Origin of the sequence: Amycolatopsis sp. NPDC059235 (genome assembly GCF_042754125.1) — a bacterium.
Taxonomy (GTDB): domain Bacteria; phylum Actinomycetota; class Actinomycetes; order Mycobacteriales; family Pseudonocardiaceae; genus Amycolatopsis; species Amycolatopsis albidoflava.
In genome coordinates this window covers 205,104-223,799 of sequence record NZ_JBHZAG010000003.1, presented here as the reverse complement: position 1 = coordinate 223,799, position 18,696 = coordinate 205,104, and the positions used below count along the sequence as shown (strand labels likewise).

Genomic DNA, 18,696 nt, shown 5'->3' with positions numbered 1-18,696 from the left:
CCGGCCCGGCCACCACGCCGCCGACAGGAGCCGCCATGCTGAACCTTTCCGTCCTCCTGGAGGACTCCGCCCGCAATCACCCAGCCAGAACCGCGCTGGTGCTGGGCGAGAAACGCCTGACCTACCGCGAAGTCGACGCCGCGGCCGACCAAGTGGCGAACCTCCTGTCCGAACGCGGCGTCAGGCCGGGCGACAAGGTCGCGCTCAGCTGCCCGAACGTGCCGGAGTTCGCGATCGTCTACTACGGCATCCTCAAGGCGGGCGCGGTCGTCGTACCGCTGAACGTGCTGCTCAAGCGGCGCGAGATCGCCTACCACCTCGCGGACGCCGGCGCGGTCGCGTATTTCTGCTTCGAAGGCACGGCGGAGCTTCCGATCGGCCAGGAGGGACAGCAGGCCTTCGACGACGTCGATTCCGTCGAGCATTTCTTCCTGATCCCTGCCGATCCGGACGCGCCTGCCTCGATCGCGGCGGAGACCTTGACGGATGCCCTTGCGGGACAACCGGAAGCGTTCGAATCCGTGGTCACCGAGGCAACCGACACCGCGGTCATCTTGTACACCTCCGGAACCACAGGTCAGCCGAAGGGCGCCGAGCTGTCGCACGGAAACACGATGCTCAACGTGCTCACGGCGAACCGGATCCTCCGGAATCGGCCGGCCAGCGACAGCCACGTGGTGTGCCTGCCGCTTTTCCACACGTTCGGCGCCACCGTTCAGCTGCACGTCGGTTTCTCGACCGCGGCCACGCTCCACCTGGTGCCGCGCTTCGACGCCGGCCACGTCGTCCGCCTGATGGCCGAAGAGGACATCACCTTCTTCGCAGGCGTGCCCACGATGTGGTGGGGACTGCTGCGAGAGCTGACCCCTGACGTCGACGTGGCCCGGATCGCCAAGAACCTGCGCATCGGGATGTCCGGCGGAGCCTCCCTCCCCGTCGAACTGATCAAGGAAATCGACACCCGCCTCGGCGTGCGGATCCTCGAGGCCTACGGGCTGTCGGAGACTTCGCCGCTGGCGACGATCGGCGACCCGGACGCGCCGTCCCGCCCCGGCTCCATCGGCAAGCCCGTCTGGGGTGTCGAGGTGAAGCTGATCAAATCGGATTGGACCGAGGTCACCGGCCCGGGCGAGATCGGCGAGATCGCCGTCCGCGGGCACAATGTGATGAAGGGCTACCACGGACGGCCCGAGGCGACCGCCGAAGCGATCCGCGGCGGATGGCTGCGCACCGGAGATCTCGCCCGCCGGGACGAGGACGGCTGGTACTACATCGTCGACCGGTCCAAGGACATGATCATCCGCGGCGGGTACAACGTGTACCCCCGGGAGATCGAGGAGGTTCTGCTGACCCACCCGGCGGTTTCCCTCGCGGCTGTCGTGGGCGTTCCGCACGAGAGCCACGGCGAAGAGGTCAAGGCATTCGTAATCCTCCGCGGCGGAACCGAGGCGACCCCGCGCGAACTGGTGGAATGGAGCAAGGAACAAATGGCCGGCTACAAATACCCGCGGATAGTGGAGATCGTCGATTCCCTGCCGACGACCGCCACCGGCAAGATCCTCAAGAGGCAGCTGCGATGACTCAGCAGCCTCGGTACGACGTGGCCGTGCTCGGCTGCGGGATGATGGGATCGGCGCTGGCGCGAAGGTTCGCGGCCAGCGGGCTGGCTGTGACAGCGTGGAACCGGACGTCGCAACGGGCCGAAGCGCTCGCCTCGGACGGCATCCGGCCTGCCGCGTCCGTCGCGGAGGCCGTGGGGGAGGCCGGGCTGGCGGTCGTCTGCCTGTCGGACATCGACGGGGCCCGCGCCGCACTCGAATCAGCGCCGAGTCTGGCCGGGCGCACTGTCGTCAACCTCAGCGACGGAACCCACGACGACGTCGAAACGCTGGCGCGACGGCTGGACGAGCGCGGTGCCTCCTTCCTGGACGGGGCGACGTTCTGCTACCCCGAACAGATCGGCGAGCCGAACGCGATGCTTGTCTTTTCCGGCCCCGCTCAGGTTTGGGCGGAGCACGAGCCCGCCCTCCGGCTGCTCGGCGGGCGCGCGCGACACGTATCCGAGGACGTCGGCGGAGCGAAGCGGCTGTACCTGGGCAGCGGAGCCTTCTTCGTGACCGCGCTGACCGGCTTCGTCGAGTCGACAGCCTGCCTGCTGCGGCGCGGCCACACGCTCGAGGAGATCCGGGACACCACGCTGTACGGCCTTGAACTGCTGCGCCACGCCACCGAAGAAGCGGCCGTCGCGATCGAGTCCGGGCGCCACGAAACCGACCAAGCGACCATTCACGTCTTCGCCGAGGGCACCCGGAAGGTCCTCAGCGAGCTGCAGAACACGGGCATCGACGCGTCGGTGATGGCAGCGGTGACGAGCAAGCTCGACGCGGCGGAGGACGCCGGCCTCGGGCACCTCGGATACTCCGCGCAGGCCCTGCTCTAGTCGGTGGCCTGCAGCTCCACCAGCGCCAATGCGGTGTCCACCGCGGCCGGGTTCTGCGCGAGCGGGCGCGGGAGCAACTCGTCCACCCGCACCAGGCGGCGATCGATCGTGTTGCGATGCGCGAACAGCCGTTCTGCCGCCTTCGAGGTGTTGAACTGCTCGGCGATGAAGACCCGGACGGTCTCGCGCAGCACCGGGTCGGCGGTCGCCAGCTCGCCGAGCGTGTCAGTGACGAACTGCCGCGCCTCGGCGAGGTCGTTGGTGAGCAGCGAAACAAGCTGAACGTCCTCGAAGTGGACGGCGCGGCACCCGGACCGAAGGCGCGTGAGCAGCCCCTGCGCCGCGGCCGCGTCGAGGTGGCTGCGCCGGAAGCCGTGCACGTCGGAGGCCGGCCGCCCCAAGGCGATCCGCACCTGGGGAACGTCCGCCGTGATCCGGTCGAGTTCGGCTCGGGAGGGCGCCGAACTCGCCGGAAGCCACATCCAGAGCGTCGTCGTCCCCGCGACCAGGGTCAGACGGCGCGCGGCGCCAGCGGCGCGCATGACCCGCTCGGCCGCGTCTTCGAGGAAAGCGAACTGGTCGGGGGAGCCGCCCCAGAGGATCGCCGCGACGTGATGCCCGGTGAGTGCGTAGCCGAGCTGGGCTTCCGCCCGAGGCCGCGTGATCGGTGCGCCGCGCAGCAGCAGCTGCACAGTCGCCAATCGCTCGCTTTCCGGCCCCTCGGCCAGTTCGGCCCGCGCCTCGTCGATATAGGTCGCGACCGCGGCCATCGAGTCGTCCACATAGGTCACCAGGGAATCGCCGGAGATGTCGACCAGCTCGCGAAGCTCTTCCTTGTCGTCGGTCGCCTCGAAGCAGAACCGCAACCACGCGGACCAGCCGACCCGCTGCGACGCCCGCCATGCTTCGACGTCGTTCGTGTCCATCCCGCGCAACGCGAGGTCGCGCGCGTAATGCCGGGTGTCGGGGATCATCGTCGTCTCGACCCGGCAGCCGGGATCGTCGATGTTGGCGATGAGCCAATGCGCCAAAGTGGACGCACAGTAGACGCGGTCCATTTCGGACAGGACCGGATCCTGGGCGAGGGCGCGCTCGCGCAGGCTGTCCTGGCCCGCAGCCCACATCTCCTGCGCGATCTCGGCCTGGTGCACCTGCATCTTCGCCGCGGCGGCACGGAACAGCTCGCGCACCCGCTGCGAAGACCGCTCGTTCTCCGTGTCCACCGTTGCCTCCAAACCCGCGCTGGACGAACAGCCTAGGCGCAGACGCGGTGGCCGTCACGAGTGCAGAGTGCACCGAACCGTCGGCCAGCGCGGTGTTCCTTGGTGTAGGTCGCCACCCCCGGCCCCGAGGAAGGTGGGGCGCGCCACCGGTTCGGTCCGGTGCGGTACGCGCCCGCGAAGGAGAATCCTGTGTCCAATGCCAAACTCGCGCTCTACACCCGGACGATGGACGAAATCTGTGCCGCCGTCGCCGCCCACGACCTCGACAAGGTGCTCAAGTATTTCGACGACGAATGCGTGGTAGTCAACGGCGCGGGCGGAACGGTGGGCGACAAAGCGGCCCTGGTCCCCGGATTCGAGGAAATGTTCGCGACGTTCCCCGACTGGACCCCGCGCGTGGCGGCGTCCTTCCTGGAGGGTGACACGATCGGCGTCCTTTTCGAGGTAACCGGAACCGTCGGCGGCACCGGCCCGAAGGTGACCTGGATCGGCACCGGCTACTCCACCTTCGACCCGGAAACGCTGAAGATCGTCCGCGACGTCTACTTCATGGACGAGGCAGCACTCGAACAGAAGATCAACGACGTCGTGTCGGCCGAGTGAGGGGCCTCGCGGTCGTGCTCTTTGTCGGATTCTTCGCACCCCGCGCCGGGGCTGACCGCGCTCGGGATTTGTTGCGCGGCAACGAGAAATCTGGCATCGCGCCGCGGCGATTGCTCGCGGTCGTCCGGCCAGCCATGCCAGTTCGTTCAGCTAGCCGATTGAGAGTGATGGTTGGCCGGCCACTGCTATTGGCCTGAGAACAGACGACCTAACGATCCACGATCAGCGGCAGAGTCGGATGTTCGCGAATAGGTGCGGGCGGGTCACCGCTTGGTGGCTGGGCTGACCTCATCAAGAGGGTGGTTCCTCGGACAAGTGCTCTCGCCAGGAAGCGAACTTGCGACCGCGGAGCTGTCCTCGAAGATGGCGAAGGCGGCGTCACACGGTGCCTGCCGCCCGGCGCTTCCTGTTGGTGTGGGTGCGGTCGGTGGTCCAGGCGAGCACGGCGACGACGGGGAAGGCCGCTGCGGTGAGGGTGACCGCGTGCCAGCTGCCCCAGTGGTAGGCAAGGGTGCCGAGTTGGGAGCCGATGGCGCCGCCGATGAAGAAAGTGGCGATGTAGACGCTGGTGATTCGGGCGCGGGCGGCCGCGTCGAGTTGGTAGATGATGTGCTGTCCGAAGATCAGGGAGCACTGCACGGCGCAGTCCAGGAGGACCGCGGCGGCGGCGAGGGCGACGATCTGGTGGGCGGCCAGACCGGCCCAGGCGAGGGCGGCTGAGGCGAGCAGGCAGGTCACGGGAGTGAGCCGGTGGGCGAGTCCTCGGTCGGCGAGGCGGCCGGCGAGAGGTGCGACGAGCGCGCCGGCGGCGCCGACGAAAGCGAACAGGCCGATCTGGAGCTGGGAGTAGTTGTACGGCGCGGCGGCCAGGACGTAGGAGATCGTCGTCCAGAACGCGCTGAAGGCGGCGAACATGCAGGCGTGGTAGAAGGACCGGCGGCGCAGTCGAGGATGCACGCGGACCAGGCTGGTCGTGGAACGCAGCAGCGCGCCGTAGGTATGGGTGCTGGTGGGGGCCCGGCGGGGCAGTGCGCGGCGCAGGACCAGGGACAGGACCGCCATCAGCGCGGCGGAGACCAGGTAGACGGCGCGCCAGCCCGCGACGTCCGCGAGCAGGCTGCCGATGGTGCGGGAGAGCAGGATCCCGGCGAGCAGTCCGCTCATGACCTTGCCCACCACGGCGCCGCGCAGGTGATCGGGGGCGAGGTCGGCGGCGTAGGGGACCAGGACCTGCGCGACGACGGAGGTGGCGCCCGCGACGAGCGCGGCGGCGAGCAGGACGGTGAAAGTGGGGGCGAGGCCGCCGGCGGCCATGGCCAGGGCGGTGACGGTGAGCAGGACGGAGACCAGGCGGGAGTTCTCGATGCGGTCGCCGAGGGGGACCAGGAACACCATGCCGGCGGCGTAGCCGAGCTGGGTCAGCGTGATCAGCAGGCCGGCGGTCGAGTCCTGGAGCTGGAAGGTCCGGCGCAGCATCTCCAGCAGCGGCTGGGCGTAGTAGAGGTTGGCCACGGTCAGCCCGCAGGAAACGGCGAGCAGGACGACCAGCCGGCCAGGCACTGCTCGCTGGTGCGTATTCGGCTGGGTGGCTGCGGGCATGATCTATCTCCGGATGCGGACGCGGGGAGGGCTGCAGGCGAGTCGGTAGCGATCAGCCCGCTGGCATAGAATCTAGATTCAACATTGAACTCAGGTTCAATATAGAACCCGGCAGGTACGATGTCAACCATGAAGAACCCGGGCGACCCGCTGCCTCAGGGGATCGAAATCGGTGCTCTGTCCAGGATCATCCGGCAACACTTCGCCGACCGGATCGAGCAGGTCATCCACCCTCTGGGGCTCACCCTCGGGCAATGGACGGTGCTGCGGGAGCTGAAGCGGGCGCCCGGTGCCTCCGCCTCGGAACTCGCACGCGCCGCGGTCCACACGCCGCAGGCGGTCAGCCGTCTCGTCCGGAGCCTGCAAGAGGAGGGGCTGGTGGAGCGCTCCCCGGCCCGGGGCCGGGTGGTGGACAACAATCTCACGGCCAAGGGGCACAAGCTGATGGACGAGACCTTCGTCCAGATCGAGGCCCGGCTGGCTCCGGCACTGGAGAAGTTCGGCCGGGCCGATGCCGAGGAGTTCCGACGGCTGTCTCTTCTTCTCGTCAAAGCCCTGGAAGACTCGGCCTGAACTGGAGACTTGGGGCGCAGGGCTGCTGCGGCAGGACTCTGCAGAGATCGCGGCGGAGCAGTGTCCATGCCCTGGTCTTGCCCTTGAGGTCGGCGAAAGCGCACGGATCGCAGTTCATTGAGACGCGTGGATGCGACTGAACGCCTGCCACGCCCAGAGAGCACGTGAACCGCCGCACCGCCTGTCTGCCGCCGACGACGTCCGCCCGGCCCACGACGAACTCGCCGAAACGACCGGCAAAGCCCAGGCCGTTGTCGCGCTGGCCGGGCGGCTCTGTCTGGCCAACACCGCCATCCGCCGCCATTTCCCCGACACCGCCGCCGAGCTCGCGCAGCAGCGAGCCGTAGCCCCCGGCGCCCCAGGCGCCGCGAACATCCGGTGCCTCATTCTGGAAAGCTTTGGCTCGCCGATCAGATTGTCGTGCGCTGGATACGAGGTTTCGTCAGCGAAGCTGTCCGCCGCCACCGTCGGCTAGCACCGATGAGGTGTGCTGAGCATCAGGCAGAGTCGCTTGTTGTGATCGCAGGCATCACCATGGCCAAGGTTGTCCTCCAGTTGGATCGGGGCTTATCGCGAACTGCGCACCGTCGGGACTCATTCAGCGGACCGGAGCCAGAGACTGTCGCGATCACGGATCTCCGGGCGAGCAGACCGACTGGATGCCCGGACGAACTCACGGCCTCCTGCAGGCGGACCGCCTCCGCCGACGTCAGAGGCCGAGGACCGGCACGGTCACCCGGGCAGCGTCGCCGGGATCGAGCTTCTCGGCCTTTGCGCACGGCTCGTTTCACCGGGAGCACGTAGCCGCGCGTGCTGTCTCGCCCGAGATGTCCCCGGACAGGGCGACGGAGGTCCACGTTTCGGTCCGCCGCGCGTGCCAGATCCACAGTTCAGCGTCGAAGTGCACTTCCACGCCACCAGCGTCGCACGCGCCACCGACAGTTCCGGGGCGATCCGCGAGCAGTTCGCACCCGGGTGGCGGAGGGTGCGGCGGCAATGTCGCGTTCGTCCCGGGATTCGTGCTCCCTTCGGCTACACGACCGGCGTAATTGCGTTAACCGGTCACCGAGCCGTGGGCTGGCCGATCCCGCTGCAAGACACGGCATTCGGTGCAACGGCCGAGGCGCGGCCTCCACCAGGTTGGGTGATCGTGACGACGAGACACCCTCCCCGGCCGATGCGAAGGTGATCTTGCCAGGGGTGGTCAGGGGAGGGGTGCTGGGTGGACTCGGTGGTCGAACGCCTCATTCCGGTCACGGTCGTCGCGCTGCCGCTGTCGCAGATCCTCTGGGTCGTGCTGGCGGTGCGCCGAAGTCGGCGCTGGCCGGCCTCCGTCGCGACGTTCACCGCCGCGATCGACACCGCGATCCTGCTCTGCGGCGGACTGGTCGTCGTCCTGGTCACGGCGCCCGCCGGGGACGCCGAAGGCAGCACCTTGCATCTGATCCCGGGCCAGGATGTCGCCACGCTGGGAGAAGACGCGGGTTGGCAGATCGCGGGCAACCTGGTGCTGCTGGCACCGCTTGCCGCGCTAGTCCCGTTTCGGTTGCAGTGGCTGCAGTCGCTCACCCGAGTAGCAGCGGCGGCGGCGCTCGTCTCGATCGGAATCGAAGCCGTGCAGTACCTGTTGGACGCTGGCCGGGTCAGTGCCACCGACGACGTCCTGTTGAACACCATCGGTGCCACCGCCAGCGCGCGCCTGACTCGAAGTCTCTGGTGTGCGCTGTCCCCGACGATCCCTCGCCCGCGCGAAGGGACCGAGACCGTGGCCGCCAGCGCTACGACTCCCGGTGGGCTGGAGGATCTTCGCGCTAAGGCTCGCTCGGGGAACGCGGACACGCGCGCCCGTGATCAGCGTTAGCGCGTAGACCGGGTCGTGTTCCAGGACCGCAACGGTGACCACGGCCAGCGCCGGGCGTAACACCAGCAAAAGCGCGGCCGACCAGAGATTGTGGCGGGCAGGCCTGCCCGCGGATGAATGCACGGTGGGCAAGCTGAGGTGTCTTTTGACGCCGCGTGGGGAGTCTCATGATCGGTCGGATCCTGTGCAGTGCCGTCTGCGCCGTCGGCGCGGCCTACCTGGTGAACCTGGCCAGCGACCGCAACAGCGTGGGGACGGTCGCCGCGGGACTTGGCGTGGCAGCGGTCTTGACCGCGATCCAGTTGGCGCAGAGCGGTGTTGCTGGCGGTTCGCAGAAAGTGCGAATTCGGCCTGACGGCGACGGCGGCGGCTCGAGAATCTGGATGACGATGGGAGTGTTCCTCGGCACCACCGGGATAGCCCTGTTCTGGGTTTCGAATGACCGCTGGTATTCGATTCCGGCTGCAGTCGGCATGCTCCTGGTGGCCGTGTTCTGCGTCGGTATCTCCGTGAACTCCTGGTGGACGTTCTACTGCTGGGCGGAGTTCGCTCCCGCGTATCTGGAAATCTCATTCCGGGAGAACAGGCACACCGAACGCGAGCACCTCACCATTCCGTGGGCGCACCTGGCGAACATTTGGTCCGAAGACTCGGGCGGGCTCTGGGTGAAGGCAAATGCCGACGCGCCGGAGTTCAACTGGAAGGGCGAGTCGAGCAGCATTAATGGAACCCCGGGTCGCGTGCAGATGCTGGACAATTGGAACTTTCGCGATCCGGTGCGGATTCGGCGTGCGATCAACACCTACGCGGGGGAGTTGCACCGCCGGGCCTAGGGTTTGGAAGGCACACGGCCAAACGGCTGGATCACCGCCTGCAGGGGGATGAGGTCTCCTGGTTGGCGAGGCAAAGGAACCCGGGTGGGCGCGCAGCCGGTGAGCGCCCGGAAACCGCCGAACGGCAGGGCGGGTCGAGGACGTTGGAGGAGTTGATCCAGATTGTGCCCGCCTTCAGTTCGGCGTCCATGGTGTGGGAGCGAGCCAGATCGGTCGTCCATATCCCGCCGGCCAGCCGGTAGCCGGGATGCTCGGGCGCTTGGCCTGCAGAGGCGCAGCTATTGGTTCCCGCTGTCGCGCGCGAATTCGCGGCGGTACGAGAGCGTCGCCTCATCGGACCGGGACACCCGCCTGGCGCGACTGTCTGGGGCCGAGTCCGTCGCATTGTCGACGCAAGTTGCCGACCCATTGCGTCGGTCGGCTAATGACCTGGAGTCGTGACGCGATACAGGCGGTGACCGTCACACGAACGCTCAGGGGTGGCAGTGAGCAAGCAGGGTGCATCGCCAGCCGAATCTGACGAGGAGAACCGTCGTGCCGTCCTGCAGGAGTTGGCGTTGATCCAGATCCAGGCCAACGACATCGCGTCCATGCAGTTCATGCAGGCGAAAGTTTGGCGGGTGGTGAACATGCTGCTCGGCCTGCCCGCGGCGGGCGTCGCGGCCATCGCCGGCGGCCTGGCCCTGTCCGGTCCCAGTCACGCTCAGGCAGTGGGCATTCTGGCGCTGACGTCGGCAGTGGTCGGGTCGTTTCAAACGGTGCTTGGCGCTCAACGGCGTCAGATGGAGTCGGAAAGATCGGGGAATTCATATCTTGAAGTTCGCAATTCAGCGCGCAGGCTCGCCGAATTGGACCTTCGCAATCTCTCGTACGATCAGGCAAGGCGGCGGCTGGATGAGATCGCGATGCGGCAGGAAGAGATCAACCGAAGCTCCAGCCCTCCGTCTTCGATCGCGATTCGTCGGGGCAAAAGGTTTGCCGAGGGCAAGCTCGCTCGCCCCTTGCCGCCTGCGTGACGTGGTCGATCTCGGCAGCCGCCTCGGCGAGGTGCTCAGCTGGCTCTCGTTGCTGCAGCAGGAAATCCTCGCCGTGCGCATCGTCGTCAGGCTGAGCGTGAGCGAGACCGCCGAGACGCTGGGCATTTCCGTGGGCAACGTACGGGTCACCCAGCACCGCGCCCTCAGCAGGCTCCGGGAGGTGGTCAAGAACTTAGAGTTTCTGACCTGCCGTATCGCACCTGTCTGCGAACACGCCAGATCCATTTGGTGGTCTGTCCGGCCGCGTCGCACCCGAATGCCGGGTGCGGCGCGAAGGTCCTTCCCTGCAATTGCGCGCCGCGATCGAAGTCCGGATCTTGCCGTGGCGAGCCAGGCGGGGGTGCGAGGGGAGAATTCGTGATGGAGTGCGCGGTCGACGGCACGTCGGCGCTAGAGGGCTGCCACGCTGCGCGGGAAGCACAGTCTCAGAGTCAGGGCCGCGCGGGCTATTCGCGGTGAAGGCGGTCGCCAGTGCGGTGCCGGAGTTCACGACGGCGCGCCGGTTGTCGGGCTGGGGCGGCCGCGGGCTTTGCTCGGGGACGGCGGCCCAGTCGTCGGGCCGAGGGGGCATGCCGGTGCCGTTGTCGAAGATCCGGGTCCGGTTGGTGCCGTCGGCGTTCATCACCAGCAGACCTTGGGTGTCGACCATGAACAGGATCAGGGCGCTGTCCGGGGACCATACGGGGAATACGTCGTTGTTGTTGGTGCCGGAGATGTTGGCGGGGTTGGTGCCGTCGGCGTTGGCCGTGTAGACGTGCGCGCCCTGTGGATCGGAGGTGACTGCCGAGAAGCTGAATGCCGAGAAGGCGATCCTCGTGCCGTCCGGGGACCAGCGCGGGTGGTGCAGGGTCTGGCCCGGTATGCGTGCCAGAGGGGTGTTCCCGGTGCCGTCGGGCCGGACGGTCGAGATCAGTCCGTCGGAGGAGCTGTAGGCGATCCTGGCGCCGTCGGGGGACCAGGCGGCGTCGAGGCCGCCGATGCCGAGCGTCACCGGGGCGGATCCGTCCGCGTTCATCACTGTCAGCCTGCCGCGGTCATTGAAGGCGAGTTCGGCGCCGTCCGGGGACCAGGTCAGCGTCTGGCCGTCAGCATAGGCTCCGGACGTGATCTGGGTGACCTCGGTGCCGTCCGGGTTCATGGTGAACACTTGGACATCGGGGCCGACGCGCCGCTCGAACGCGACCTTCGTCCCGTCCGCGGATACGCGCGGGAGGGTGGAGTCTTGCCCGCTGGTAACCGCGGCGACCCCGGTGCCGTCCGGGCTCATCGAGAGAATGGCGCCGGACTGTTCGAAGAAAATCTTGCCGTTGTCGCCGGGGAAAGCCGCCTGCGCGGGCCCCACTGTCGCGGCCGACGCCGCGGCGGCGAGCACGCCGCACGCCACCAGGCGACCGAGTGCGCGGCGAAGCGGGCGTCCCTCGCTGGTTTCCGTGGGTCTTCGGGCTCCTCGCACGAAATGCGCCTCCTCCGGTGCCCGCGTGGCGGCCTGCCGATTCAGAGCCGCATCGGCCACGATCGAGCGTTCGTCGCCCGGCCGCCCCTAGCGCGCGGGGAACCGGTCGGCGCGTGCCTTCCGGTGTCCATGTTCCCGCATGCTCGGGATCGCGTGCAGGTGCCGGAATTACCGCACACCGGTGACCAACAGCCTCTTGCGCCGCACGCGTACGGCGATCGACCTCGCGCATCCCGACGCGACGGGAACTGTTCGGCTAAAGACCGCAACGCCTCCAGGTTTGACGAGATGGCGAGAATCGCGGCCGCGACATGTTCATTCGAAAAGTTCGACAGCGCGCGGGCGGCGCCGAAATGCGTAGCACTCGTCGAGTGTATTGACGGATTTCGCATATTCTGACCGATTGACTCCAACGGTCTCATTGTCGTGCTGATGCACAGTCGAGGAGGTTGGGCATGTCAGGCGAACGGCGTCCGAGGAGATTGGACACCGTCGGCGCGTGCCGGTAATTTGATCGCGCCCGTCGGCAGGGGGCCTGTTGACGGAAATTGTCGGCGACGTGCGCGGCGAGGGCACCGGGCCAAGTCAGGCCATGCCGGTCCCGCATGAATTGTCGGCACGGAATGTCCGGCTCAATATGGAAACAGCAACGAAAGGATATGTTCGGTGCGGAAAACCTATCAACCGGGGCCAAGACGGCTGGCTTTCGCGCGGAAGGCAACGGTCGGCGCCGCGTCCCTTCTGGCATCGTCCTGGTTGTGCTTCGGCGCCGCCGACGCCGCGCCCGCCGGCAACACAGCTCCGCCGGTCCCGGTCACTGACACACCTCAGGCGCCGCAGGTCGGGCCGTCCTTCACTTTCCATACGAACGACGACTGCCGGACCGTCGAGGTCAAGATCAAGGCTCATGCGTTCGGCTCGCAGGGCCAGGTCGCCTGCATTGAGCGGGCAACGGCAGGCTAGAAGAGCGCGTTGCCCGCCGGCGGAACAATTCCGGTTCCGTCGTGGTGCGCGAACGACGCGATCATCTCAACGCGGTTCGAGGTCCGCGGAATGTCGGTCCGGAAAATCGCTTGGTGGAGAACCAGTCTTTGCCCACGCAGATCGCGGAACAGAGACTGCCCGGCGAAGAACCCTGAGAAGGGTACGTGGTCGGCGTGTCCAACAAATACCCAAGCCGGTCAGATCGGCGAGGGCGTCCTCGGCGGCCAGACGACGCTGAGCGACCCGGAGTGGGCGAACCTCCAGATCAGCAACGCCGGGGGACGCCGAACGGCCGCTGCGACAACATCCCGTGGAAGCAGGAGGCGGCCGGTCGCGCGGGGTAGGAGGCGACACCGGAGATGTTCTCCGAACTCAACGGGCACTACCCCTGACCGGCCCGGCACGTCAAGCGAGCGCAGGCGAAGGGCTTGCCCGGCGTCAAGGGCAGAACCCCGTCGGCCCCGCTCACCCGTGCCATGGGCGAGAAGCGCATCGACGACGGCAACAACAAGGCAGTGCGCCCGCGAAGTCTGCCCCGGCCAAGGGGAAAGGGCTGCGACGAGTATGCCGCGCACGGGGCGTGAACTGGCCCTTCCGGATGCGGGCGTCGCCAGGGTTGACTCCGGCGTGGTTGACTCCGGCGTGGGTCAGCCGGACCAGCACGCTGTTGGGTCCCGGCGGCGGGCGGTCCGCTTCGCGTTCGTCAAACGTCGCCGTGGCCGCACACCTGGCATGCCTGGTGTCGCATCTGGCTGAGTTTGCCGCCCGTCGGCCTGTGGTGCGCGAAGCCGGGACGCTGGTCGTTAGATACGGCCTAGTCGATGTGGATGGCCTCGTCGCCGGGCGTGACTCGACGGCTGTCCCCTGTTTGGCCGCAAGAAGGAGCACTGGCAAGTGATTTCAGACAAGCCTCGATCGCGTACGCTCGTAACCGAGTCGTCCACTATTTCTGTTGTGCTGCCTGCGCACAATGAGGAATCGACTGTCGCGGCCGCGGTGGCTGCTGCTCGGCAAGGAATTTCGGCGCTGGGGGTCGAGGGTGAAGTGATTGTCAGTGCGAGCGGGTGCGCTGACCAGACGGCGCGGGTCGCCAAGGACGCCGGTGCGCGCGTGGTGATTGCCGAGAAGGGCAAAGGCGAAGCTGTTGTTCAGTGGTGAAGTCCGCGAGGGGTGACATTGTCTGCCTGATGGATGCGGACCTGGAGTACTACGCCGAAACGCCGCTGGTCGAGCCTGTACTGCAGGGAATTGCCGACGCGACGATCTCGAATCTCGACTGGCGGCCCATTTATCCTGATCAATGGCTTAACGGGTTTTTCGTTCCCCTGGCCGGGCTTGTGCTGCCGAAGATCCTCCCCAAGGTCGGTTCTACGCCGTGGTCGGGTCAGCGCGCTGCGCGTCGCGAGCTTTGGCCTCAGGTCCTGCCTGCGGGATTCACGTCGGACCTGGCGATCACGCTCCACTGGAATCAGCATGCCAGCAGGCTGCGCTCGGTGCTCGCCGATGACTGGTTCAACCCCCTTCGGCCCAAGCCGGAACTGCTTGCGCAGGACTTCCAGCTGCTCGTGGAGCACGCGATTGACCGCGGACGCATTCCGGCCGAGGTGAAGCCGAATCTTGCGGTGTGGTTCTCCTTGGTCGAGGCCATGATCGACGGCTATGACGAGTCCAATCCCGACCCTATGGGTTATGAGCGGAATCTCCTTGAAATGTCGATTCGCGAAGTTCGGAGGCAAGTGACGGGCGCGATGCAGTGAACGTTGAGCTGTCTAGACCCGCTGCGGCACTGTGGAGCGGTGCCAGTCGAATCAGCGCGTCAGGTGGGACTGGTATCCGCTGTGTGCCTTGAATCTTTCGTGGCGAGGTGCGCGAGCACGAGGCCGAACGAGGCGACGATGAGGTTCTGAAGGGCTGTCTGCAGGCCGTTCCACTTGCTGGATTGCCACATTTGAAACCATTCTCCGCCTATCGCGATGAAGCCGACACCGAAAAGTGTCAACTGCATCACCCAGCCAAGGTTGGAAAGCTGTTTCGCTGTCGACGGCGTGCGGCCGGTCAAGTGGGACCGTATCCATGCGACGAACCCGGCAATGAGCGCCAGTGCGGTGACCAACTCCCACGCGATGATGGCGACGTAAGCGGCGTCGGCCAGTCCGGGGCTGGTTACGGCGCGCCACATCGTGCTGGGGGACTGGAACGTGGTGTCCATTGCCAGGACGTGGTGGACGAAAGCTTGATTCGTTCCGAAGTCCGTGATGTTGCCGACAACGACAAGCGTCATTTGGATGGCTGTCATTCCGGTGAGAACTGTGGCGGCGGCGGGAAGGGCGCCGAGTCTGCTGAAAATGCGCATGCGTGGAGTCTACCTGTTCTGCGTGAATGTGGTAGGGGTTGGGGAAATGAAACTATTGACGGCGGCGCTCGGCCTGGTGAGTCGGAAGTGTTATTGACAGGGGGTGTCGTGGGAGATTTTCGGGATGCGCAGCTGTGATTGCTCTGGAGTCAGCACGTTGGTGGTCGACGCGCATATTCGGCGGATGGCCTGCTGTTCGTCGAGGTTCCAGAGCCGGACTGCGCCGTCCTCTCCGCCGGTTGCCAGAAGTTTTCCGTGCGGATCGAAGGGGTAGAAGGAACTGATGTGGGCGGCGTCCGCATCAGCGCCGATGGGTTCGCCTATGGGCGTTGCGGACGCTGCCGAGACGGCCCATAGCTGGAATGTTCGATCGTCGCTGCCGGTGGCGAGCAGGTGGCCGTCGAGGCTGAATGTCACGGACAGCACCGGCTTGGTGTGACCGGCAAGAGGCGGCCCGAGGCGGGACGCGTGCGCGGGGCGGTGATATTCCAGAGTTGTACTGTGCTGTCGTCGTTGCTGACGGCGAGGACGCGACTGTCAGGACTGAACGCCGCGGAGTTCCCGTTCGAAGGGTTTCCGGGAATCGGCTGGCCGATGCGCACGGGATTCGCCGGGTTGCGGATGTCCCAGAGTTGCAGAGTGCGATCGTCGTTGGCGGTGACGAGTTTGCGGCCGTCCGGGCTGAACAGAACCGGGCTCCCGTATTTTGTCGCCAGCTGGAGGGGGTGTCCGAGCGGAGCCGGGCTCGTGGGAGCAGTGACGTCCCAGAGCTGGACCTTGCTGTCGATTCCGCTGGTGGCGAGAATGCGGTTGTCGGGGCTGAACGCCATCGCGCTGACAGACCCGCTGTGTCCCGTCTTCGAGAGCCAAAGGGGACGTGGGTGCGCTACGTCGCTGACGTCCCAGAGCTGACAGGCGTTGTCTTCGGAACCTGTCGCGAGGAGGCGTCCGTTCGGGCTGAAAGCCAAGGACGTGACGGCTGATTTGTGCCCCAGCAGCAGGAGACCGGGTATCGACCACAGCCGTGCGACGCCATCCCCGCTGCCGACCGCGAGCGTGCGCCCGTCGGGGGTGAACATCGGCTATCGGCTATCGGCTGTCGGTCACAGCCGAGACGGTCGACCTCCACCACTTCCGGGAACTGACGCAGCAGGCAAAGACAGCCGCCTCGGCCGACGAGCAGCTGCGGCTGCTGCGGGCGGCCCTCGCTCTCTGGCGCGGCACGCCGTTCGCCGACCTGCATTCGTCCTGGCTCGACCGGGAGGTGGTGCCTCGGCTGACCGAGGAGCGGTTCGCGGCGACCTTGCGCCGGATAGAGCTGGAACTCGCCGCCGAGTTTTCCGAGAAGCTCATCGGCGAGCTGCACGATCTCGTCAGCTCGCACCCGACTCGCGAGCAGCTGTGGAGGCTGCTGACCACGACGATGCTCCGGGCAGGCCGCCGGGCCGAGGCGCTGGATGCGTACCAGCGGGTTCGCGCCATCCTGCGAGACGAGCTGGGCATCGAGCCAGGTGAGCAGCTCGCGGCTCCGCGGCAGCAGATCCTGCTCGACGGCAGCGGCCGCACCGGCACGCCGACATTGCGTCAGCTCCCGCACGACATCCAGACCTTTGTCGGAAGGGAAGCCGAGCTGGCCGCGCTCGACGCGTTGCGCGCGGACACCGGCCGTACGCCCGCGCCGGTCATCGTCTCGATCACCGGTGCGCCGGGCGTCGGCGAAACGACGCTGGCAGTGCACTGGGCGCACCGAATCTCCCACCGCTACCCGGAAAAGCAGCTCTACCTCGACCTTCGCGGATACGGGCCAGGCGAACCGCTGGCTCCTGCGGCTGCGGTGGAGATCTTGCTGTGCGCCCTCGGGGTGGACCGCGACGACATACCGGCGGGTCTGGACGCGCGATCCGCGTTGTTGCGCAGCCAGTTGTACATGTGCGAAGCGCTGGTGGTGCTCGACAACGCCCGGGACGCCGAGCACGTCCGGCCGTTGGTGCCCGGCCGGCGTGCCGTGGTGGTCGTGACCAGCCGCGACCAGTTGCGCGGACTGTCGGTCCGGGACGACGCGCACCCGGTTGTCCCGCGTCCGGTGCCCCAGAAGGAATCGATCGACATGCTCAGGGCCAAGCTGGGCGACGAGTGGGTCGGCGCCGAACCCGCCGAGTTCGTCGAGCTGTGTGGCCGGTTGCCGTTGGCGCTCGCGATCGCTGCCGAACTGGCGCAGCGCGCGGGCTCGCTGCCGGAGGTTGTGTCGGCCCTCGGGGCCGCGGAGAGCCGGTTGGACAGCTTGCAGACCGGCGGCGACACCCCGGACGTCGGTGTGCGCACCGCCTTTTCCTGGTCGTACTGCGCCTTGACCCCGCACGCTGCCGCGATGTACCGCTGGCTCGGTTTGCTTCCCGCCGGGGAATTCGACGCGCGGGTCGCGGCGGCGCTCGTCGGTGCGGCACTTGTTGAATATCAGCCAATGGCCTTGTGCAGGAAGACGACTGAACCTCCCGCCGCGGACATACCGGCGAGGACAGCAGCGGCGAGGTTTCTCCCTGCCAGAAAGGTCAATCCGCCCGCGACAAGGCCGCAGACCAGGCCGAGCAGCAGGACGACGGCCGCGCGGAGATCGAGCAGGGGAGGGGGTGCGGACGAGCGCTTCGGCATGCGGTCGGTCTTTCTCTCGATGAGTTCTGTCGGCGTTATTTCGGCACGACGGGCGTGGACGACTTGGTCCTAGGTGGCGTTGCACCGAAAATGATCGGGTGCCTTCGCCAGGACAACTTTGCGACCGAGCGACCTACAAGGAAGATGTCCACGTCGCCGACGATGGCCCGCTCGAAGCACCGTTCCGACGCCCCAAGGGAACTGCCCATGTCCAACGACCCGACGCGGCCGGTGTCCGCCGGAGCCGCACTGCGGTCCGCCGCCTTTCAGACCCCGCGCCCGTCGCAGTCCGCTGTCGCGGACATCAGACGACGAAAGAGAGAGTTGCACTATCTTGTCGCGGCCGTCATTCCGCGCGCCCACGCCTCAGACCTCCACGTGTTGCTCGAGGACGAGCCGAGCCCGACACCTCTCCGCGCCGACGTCGAACTGCTCGAGGCTCTCCGAGAAGAGGGCCTCGACGGTTTCGTCTGGTCCGAGCTCTCCCACCGCCTCGTCAGCTATGGCTTCAGCGTGCTCCAGGCATGGCTGATCAGCGGCGAGATCTACGACCGCTCGACACGCAAAGGAAGGCCAGTGAAGCCGCCGAGCCGCCCTTTTGACCAGGACGAGCGGACGATTGTCGCGATGGACACTGTCGAGGAGGGCACACGCCTGTTCCGGCAGAAGGGCATCGTCGACGGGGACTGGGATCCTTCGAAGGGCGCGCGTCTGTCGACTTACTTCATCGGTTCCTGCGTGCTCTGCTTCGCGAACGTATGCCGGCGGCAAGCCACTGCTCGCAAGAGGACCGAACTCGACATTTTCTCATCAGCCGACGAGTTCGAGTCCCTCGGGACCTCCCCGTCCGCGGAACGAACCGCTCTCGGACAGCTCGAGCTGCGTGAAGTCCTCCGCAATGGCGTGCCCGGCGACGTCGTCAGCCTTGTGACCATGTACCACGTGTACGGCTACAAACCGGCCGAGATCGCCGATCTGGTCAGCACCGAGCTGGTCACATACTCCGCCGCCAAAATCCGCAAGATCCTCCGCGACGCACGCACCACCCGCGACGACTGACCCTGGGACGCAGAAATGACTGAGTGCGC

At 66.9% G+C, this 18,696-nt stretch carries 20 protein-coding genes and 1 pseudogene; 14 read left to right on the top strand and 7 right to left on the bottom strand.

Annotation, left to right across the window (positions count from 1 at the left end):
* Positions 1 to 35 precede the first annotated feature (35 nt).
* Together ACFXI3_RS03505 and ACFXI3_RS03500 are read left to right on the top strand one after the other, a co-directional pair.
* A complete protein-coding gene (locus tag ACFXI3_RS03505; RefSeq protein WP_378397782.1) occupies positions 36 to 1,580 on the top strand; it encodes a long-chain fatty acid--CoA ligase in 1,545 nt (514 codons plus the stop codon).
* Positions 1,577 to 2,440: an NAD(P)-dependent oxidoreductase gene (locus tag ACFXI3_RS03500; protein ID WP_378397780.1), complete on the top strand. Its 864-nt coding sequence runs from the start codon at positions 1,577 to 1,579 to the stop codon at positions 2,438 to 2,440. The genes ACFXI3_RS03505 and ACFXI3_RS03500 overlap by 4 nt, the downstream gene beginning before the upstream one ends.
* On the opposite strand, the gene ACFXI3_RS03495 is transcribed toward ACFXI3_RS03500, so the two are convergent.
* On the bottom strand, positions 2,437 to 3,663 hold the full coding sequence (locus ACFXI3_RS03495) for a PucR family transcriptional regulator (RefSeq protein ID WP_378397778.1): 1,227 nt from the start codon (positions 3,661 to 3,663) through the stop codon (positions 2,437 to 2,439). The two genes, ACFXI3_RS03500 and ACFXI3_RS03495, sit on opposite strands and share 4 nt — an antisense overlap.
* Before the next feature lie 189 nt (positions 3,664 to 3,852).
* On the opposite strand from ACFXI3_RS03495, the gene ACFXI3_RS03490 reads away from it, so the two are divergent.
* Positions 3,853 to 4,266 (top strand): nuclear transport factor 2 family protein, encoded by a 414-nt coding sequence (locus ACFXI3_RS03490; RefSeq protein ID WP_378397776.1) that lies wholly within the window; start codon positions 3,853 to 3,855, stop codon positions 4,264 to 4,266.
* Between the two features lie 378 nt (positions 4,267 to 4,644).
* Here the strand turns inward: ACFXI3_RS03490 and ACFXI3_RS03485 are convergent, their stop codons facing one another.
* Positions 4,645 to 5,865, bottom strand: a complete 1,221-nt coding sequence (locus tag ACFXI3_RS03485) for an MFS transporter (RefSeq protein ID WP_378397774.1) — start codon at positions 5,863 to 5,865, stop codon at positions 4,645 to 4,647.
* A 129-nt stretch (positions 5,866 to 5,994) separates the two neighbouring features.
* Here ACFXI3_RS03485 and ACFXI3_RS03480 point away from each other — a divergent pair, with 129 nt between their 5' ends.
* The 4 genes from ACFXI3_RS03480 (at position 5,995) to ACFXI3_RS03465 (ending at position 9,132) form a co-directional block, all read left to right on the top strand.
* The gene (locus ACFXI3_RS03480) at positions 5,995 to 6,438 is read left to right on the top strand and encodes a MarR family transcriptional regulator (protein WP_344273504.1); all 444 of its coding nucleotides are present in this window, start codon (positions 5,995 to 5,997) and stop codon (positions 6,436 to 6,438) included.
* Positions 6,439 to 6,568: 130 nt separating this feature from the next.
* Positions 6,569 to 6,913 carry a hypothetical protein gene (locus ACFXI3_RS03475; RefSeq protein WP_378397772.1) on the top strand — a complete coding sequence of 115 codons (345 nt, stop codon included), beginning with the start codon at positions 6,569 to 6,571 and terminating at the stop codon, positions 6,911 to 6,913.
* 747 nt (positions 6,914 to 7,660) lie between these two features.
* Positions 7,661 to 8,299 (top strand): VanZ family protein, encoded by a 639-nt coding sequence (locus ACFXI3_RS03470; protein WP_378397771.1) that lies wholly within the window; start codon positions 7,661 to 7,663, stop codon positions 8,297 to 8,299.
* Positions 8,300 to 8,520: 221 nt separating this feature from the next.
* Positions 8,521 to 9,132: a hypothetical protein gene (locus ACFXI3_RS03465; protein WP_378397770.1), complete on the top strand. Its 612-nt coding sequence runs from the start codon at positions 8,521 to 8,523 to the stop codon at positions 9,130 to 9,132.
* Between the two features lie 31 nt (positions 9,133 to 9,163).
* Here the strand turns inward: ACFXI3_RS03465 and ACFXI3_RS03460 are convergent, their stop codons facing one another.
* Positions 9,164 to 9,466, bottom strand: a complete 303-nt coding sequence (locus ACFXI3_RS03460; protein WP_378397769.1) for an aldehyde dehydrogenase family protein — start codon at positions 9,464 to 9,466, stop codon at positions 9,164 to 9,166.
* A 151-nt stretch (positions 9,467 to 9,617) separates the two neighbouring features.
* Between ACFXI3_RS03460 and ACFXI3_RS03455 the strand changes: the two genes are divergently transcribed.
* Together ACFXI3_RS03455 and ACFXI3_RS03450 are read left to right on the top strand one after the other, a co-directional pair.
* Positions 9,618 to 10,148 (top strand): SLATT domain-containing protein, encoded by a 531-nt coding sequence (locus ACFXI3_RS03455; protein ID WP_378397768.1) that lies wholly within the window; start codon positions 9,618 to 9,620, stop codon positions 10,146 to 10,148.
* A 1-nt stretch (position 10,149) separates the two neighbouring features.
* Positions 10,150 to 10,317, top strand: a pseudogene (locus tag ACFXI3_RS03450) (sigma factor-like helix-turn-helix DNA-binding protein); the annotation flags it as partial.
* 24 nt (positions 10,318 to 10,341) lie between these two features.
* On the opposite strand, the gene ACFXI3_RS03445 reads toward ACFXI3_RS03450, so the two are convergent.
* On the bottom strand, positions 10,342 to 11,541 hold the full coding sequence (locus ACFXI3_RS03445; protein ID WP_378397767.1) for a hypothetical protein: 1,200 nt from the start codon (positions 11,539 to 11,541) through the stop codon (positions 10,342 to 10,344).
* Between the two features lie 747 nt (positions 11,542 to 12,288).
* Between ACFXI3_RS03445 and ACFXI3_RS03440 the strand changes: the two genes are divergently transcribed.
* The 3 genes from ACFXI3_RS03440 to ACFXI3_RS03430 all read left to right on the top strand — a co-directional run bounded on the left by ACFXI3_RS03440 (position 12,289) and on the right by ACFXI3_RS03430 (position 14,363).
* The gene (locus ACFXI3_RS03440; RefSeq protein WP_378397765.1) at positions 12,289 to 12,585 is read left to right on the top strand and encodes a hypothetical protein; all 297 of its coding nucleotides are present in this window, start codon (positions 12,289 to 12,291) and stop codon (positions 12,583 to 12,585) included.
* Positions 12,586 to 13,500: 915 nt separating this feature from the next.
* Complete coding sequence (locus tag ACFXI3_RS03435) at positions 13,501 to 13,764, top strand: hypothetical protein (RefSeq protein WP_378397764.1); 264 nt, start codon at positions 13,501 to 13,503, stop codon at positions 13,762 to 13,764.
* A 29-nt stretch (positions 13,765 to 13,793) separates the two neighbouring features.
* Positions 13,794 to 14,363 carry a glycosyltransferase family 2 protein gene (locus tag ACFXI3_RS03430; RefSeq protein WP_378397763.1) on the top strand — a complete coding sequence of 190 codons (570 nt, stop codon included), beginning with the start codon at positions 13,794 to 13,796 and terminating at the stop codon, positions 14,361 to 14,363.
* A 59-nt stretch (positions 14,364 to 14,422) separates the two neighbouring features.
* On the opposite strand, the gene ACFXI3_RS03425 is transcribed toward ACFXI3_RS03430, so the two are convergent.
* From ACFXI3_RS03425 to ACFXI3_RS03415, 3 genes are all read right to left on the bottom strand, one after another.
* A complete protein-coding gene (locus tag ACFXI3_RS03425; RefSeq protein ID WP_378397762.1) occupies positions 14,423 to 14,959 on the bottom strand; it encodes a DUF2165 domain-containing protein in 537 nt (178 codons plus the stop codon).
* A gap of 90 nt (positions 14,960 to 15,049) precedes the next feature.
* Complete coding sequence (locus tag ACFXI3_RS03420; protein ID WP_378397761.1) at positions 15,050 to 15,376, bottom strand: WD40 repeat domain-containing protein; 327 nt, start codon at positions 15,374 to 15,376, stop codon at positions 15,050 to 15,052.
* Complete coding sequence (locus ACFXI3_RS03415; RefSeq protein WP_378397760.1) at positions 15,373 to 16,038, bottom strand: WD40 repeat domain-containing protein; 666 nt, start codon at positions 16,036 to 16,038, stop codon at positions 15,373 to 15,375. The genes ACFXI3_RS03420 and ACFXI3_RS03415 overlap by 4 nt, the downstream gene beginning before the upstream one ends.
* A 5-nt stretch (positions 16,039 to 16,043) precedes the next feature.
* On the opposite strand from ACFXI3_RS03415, the gene ACFXI3_RS03410 reads away from it, so the two are divergent.
* A complete protein-coding gene (locus ACFXI3_RS03410) occupies positions 16,044 to 17,681 on the top strand; it encodes a BTAD domain-containing putative transcriptional regulator (protein WP_378397824.1) in 1,638 nt (545 codons plus the stop codon).
* 134 nt (positions 17,682 to 17,815) lie between these two features.
* Positions 17,816 to 18,667 (top strand): hypothetical protein, encoded by an 852-nt coding sequence (locus ACFXI3_RS03405; RefSeq protein ID WP_378397759.1) that lies wholly within the window; start codon positions 17,816 to 17,818, stop codon positions 18,665 to 18,667.
* The last annotated feature ends 29 nt before the right edge of the window (positions 18,668 to 18,696 follow it).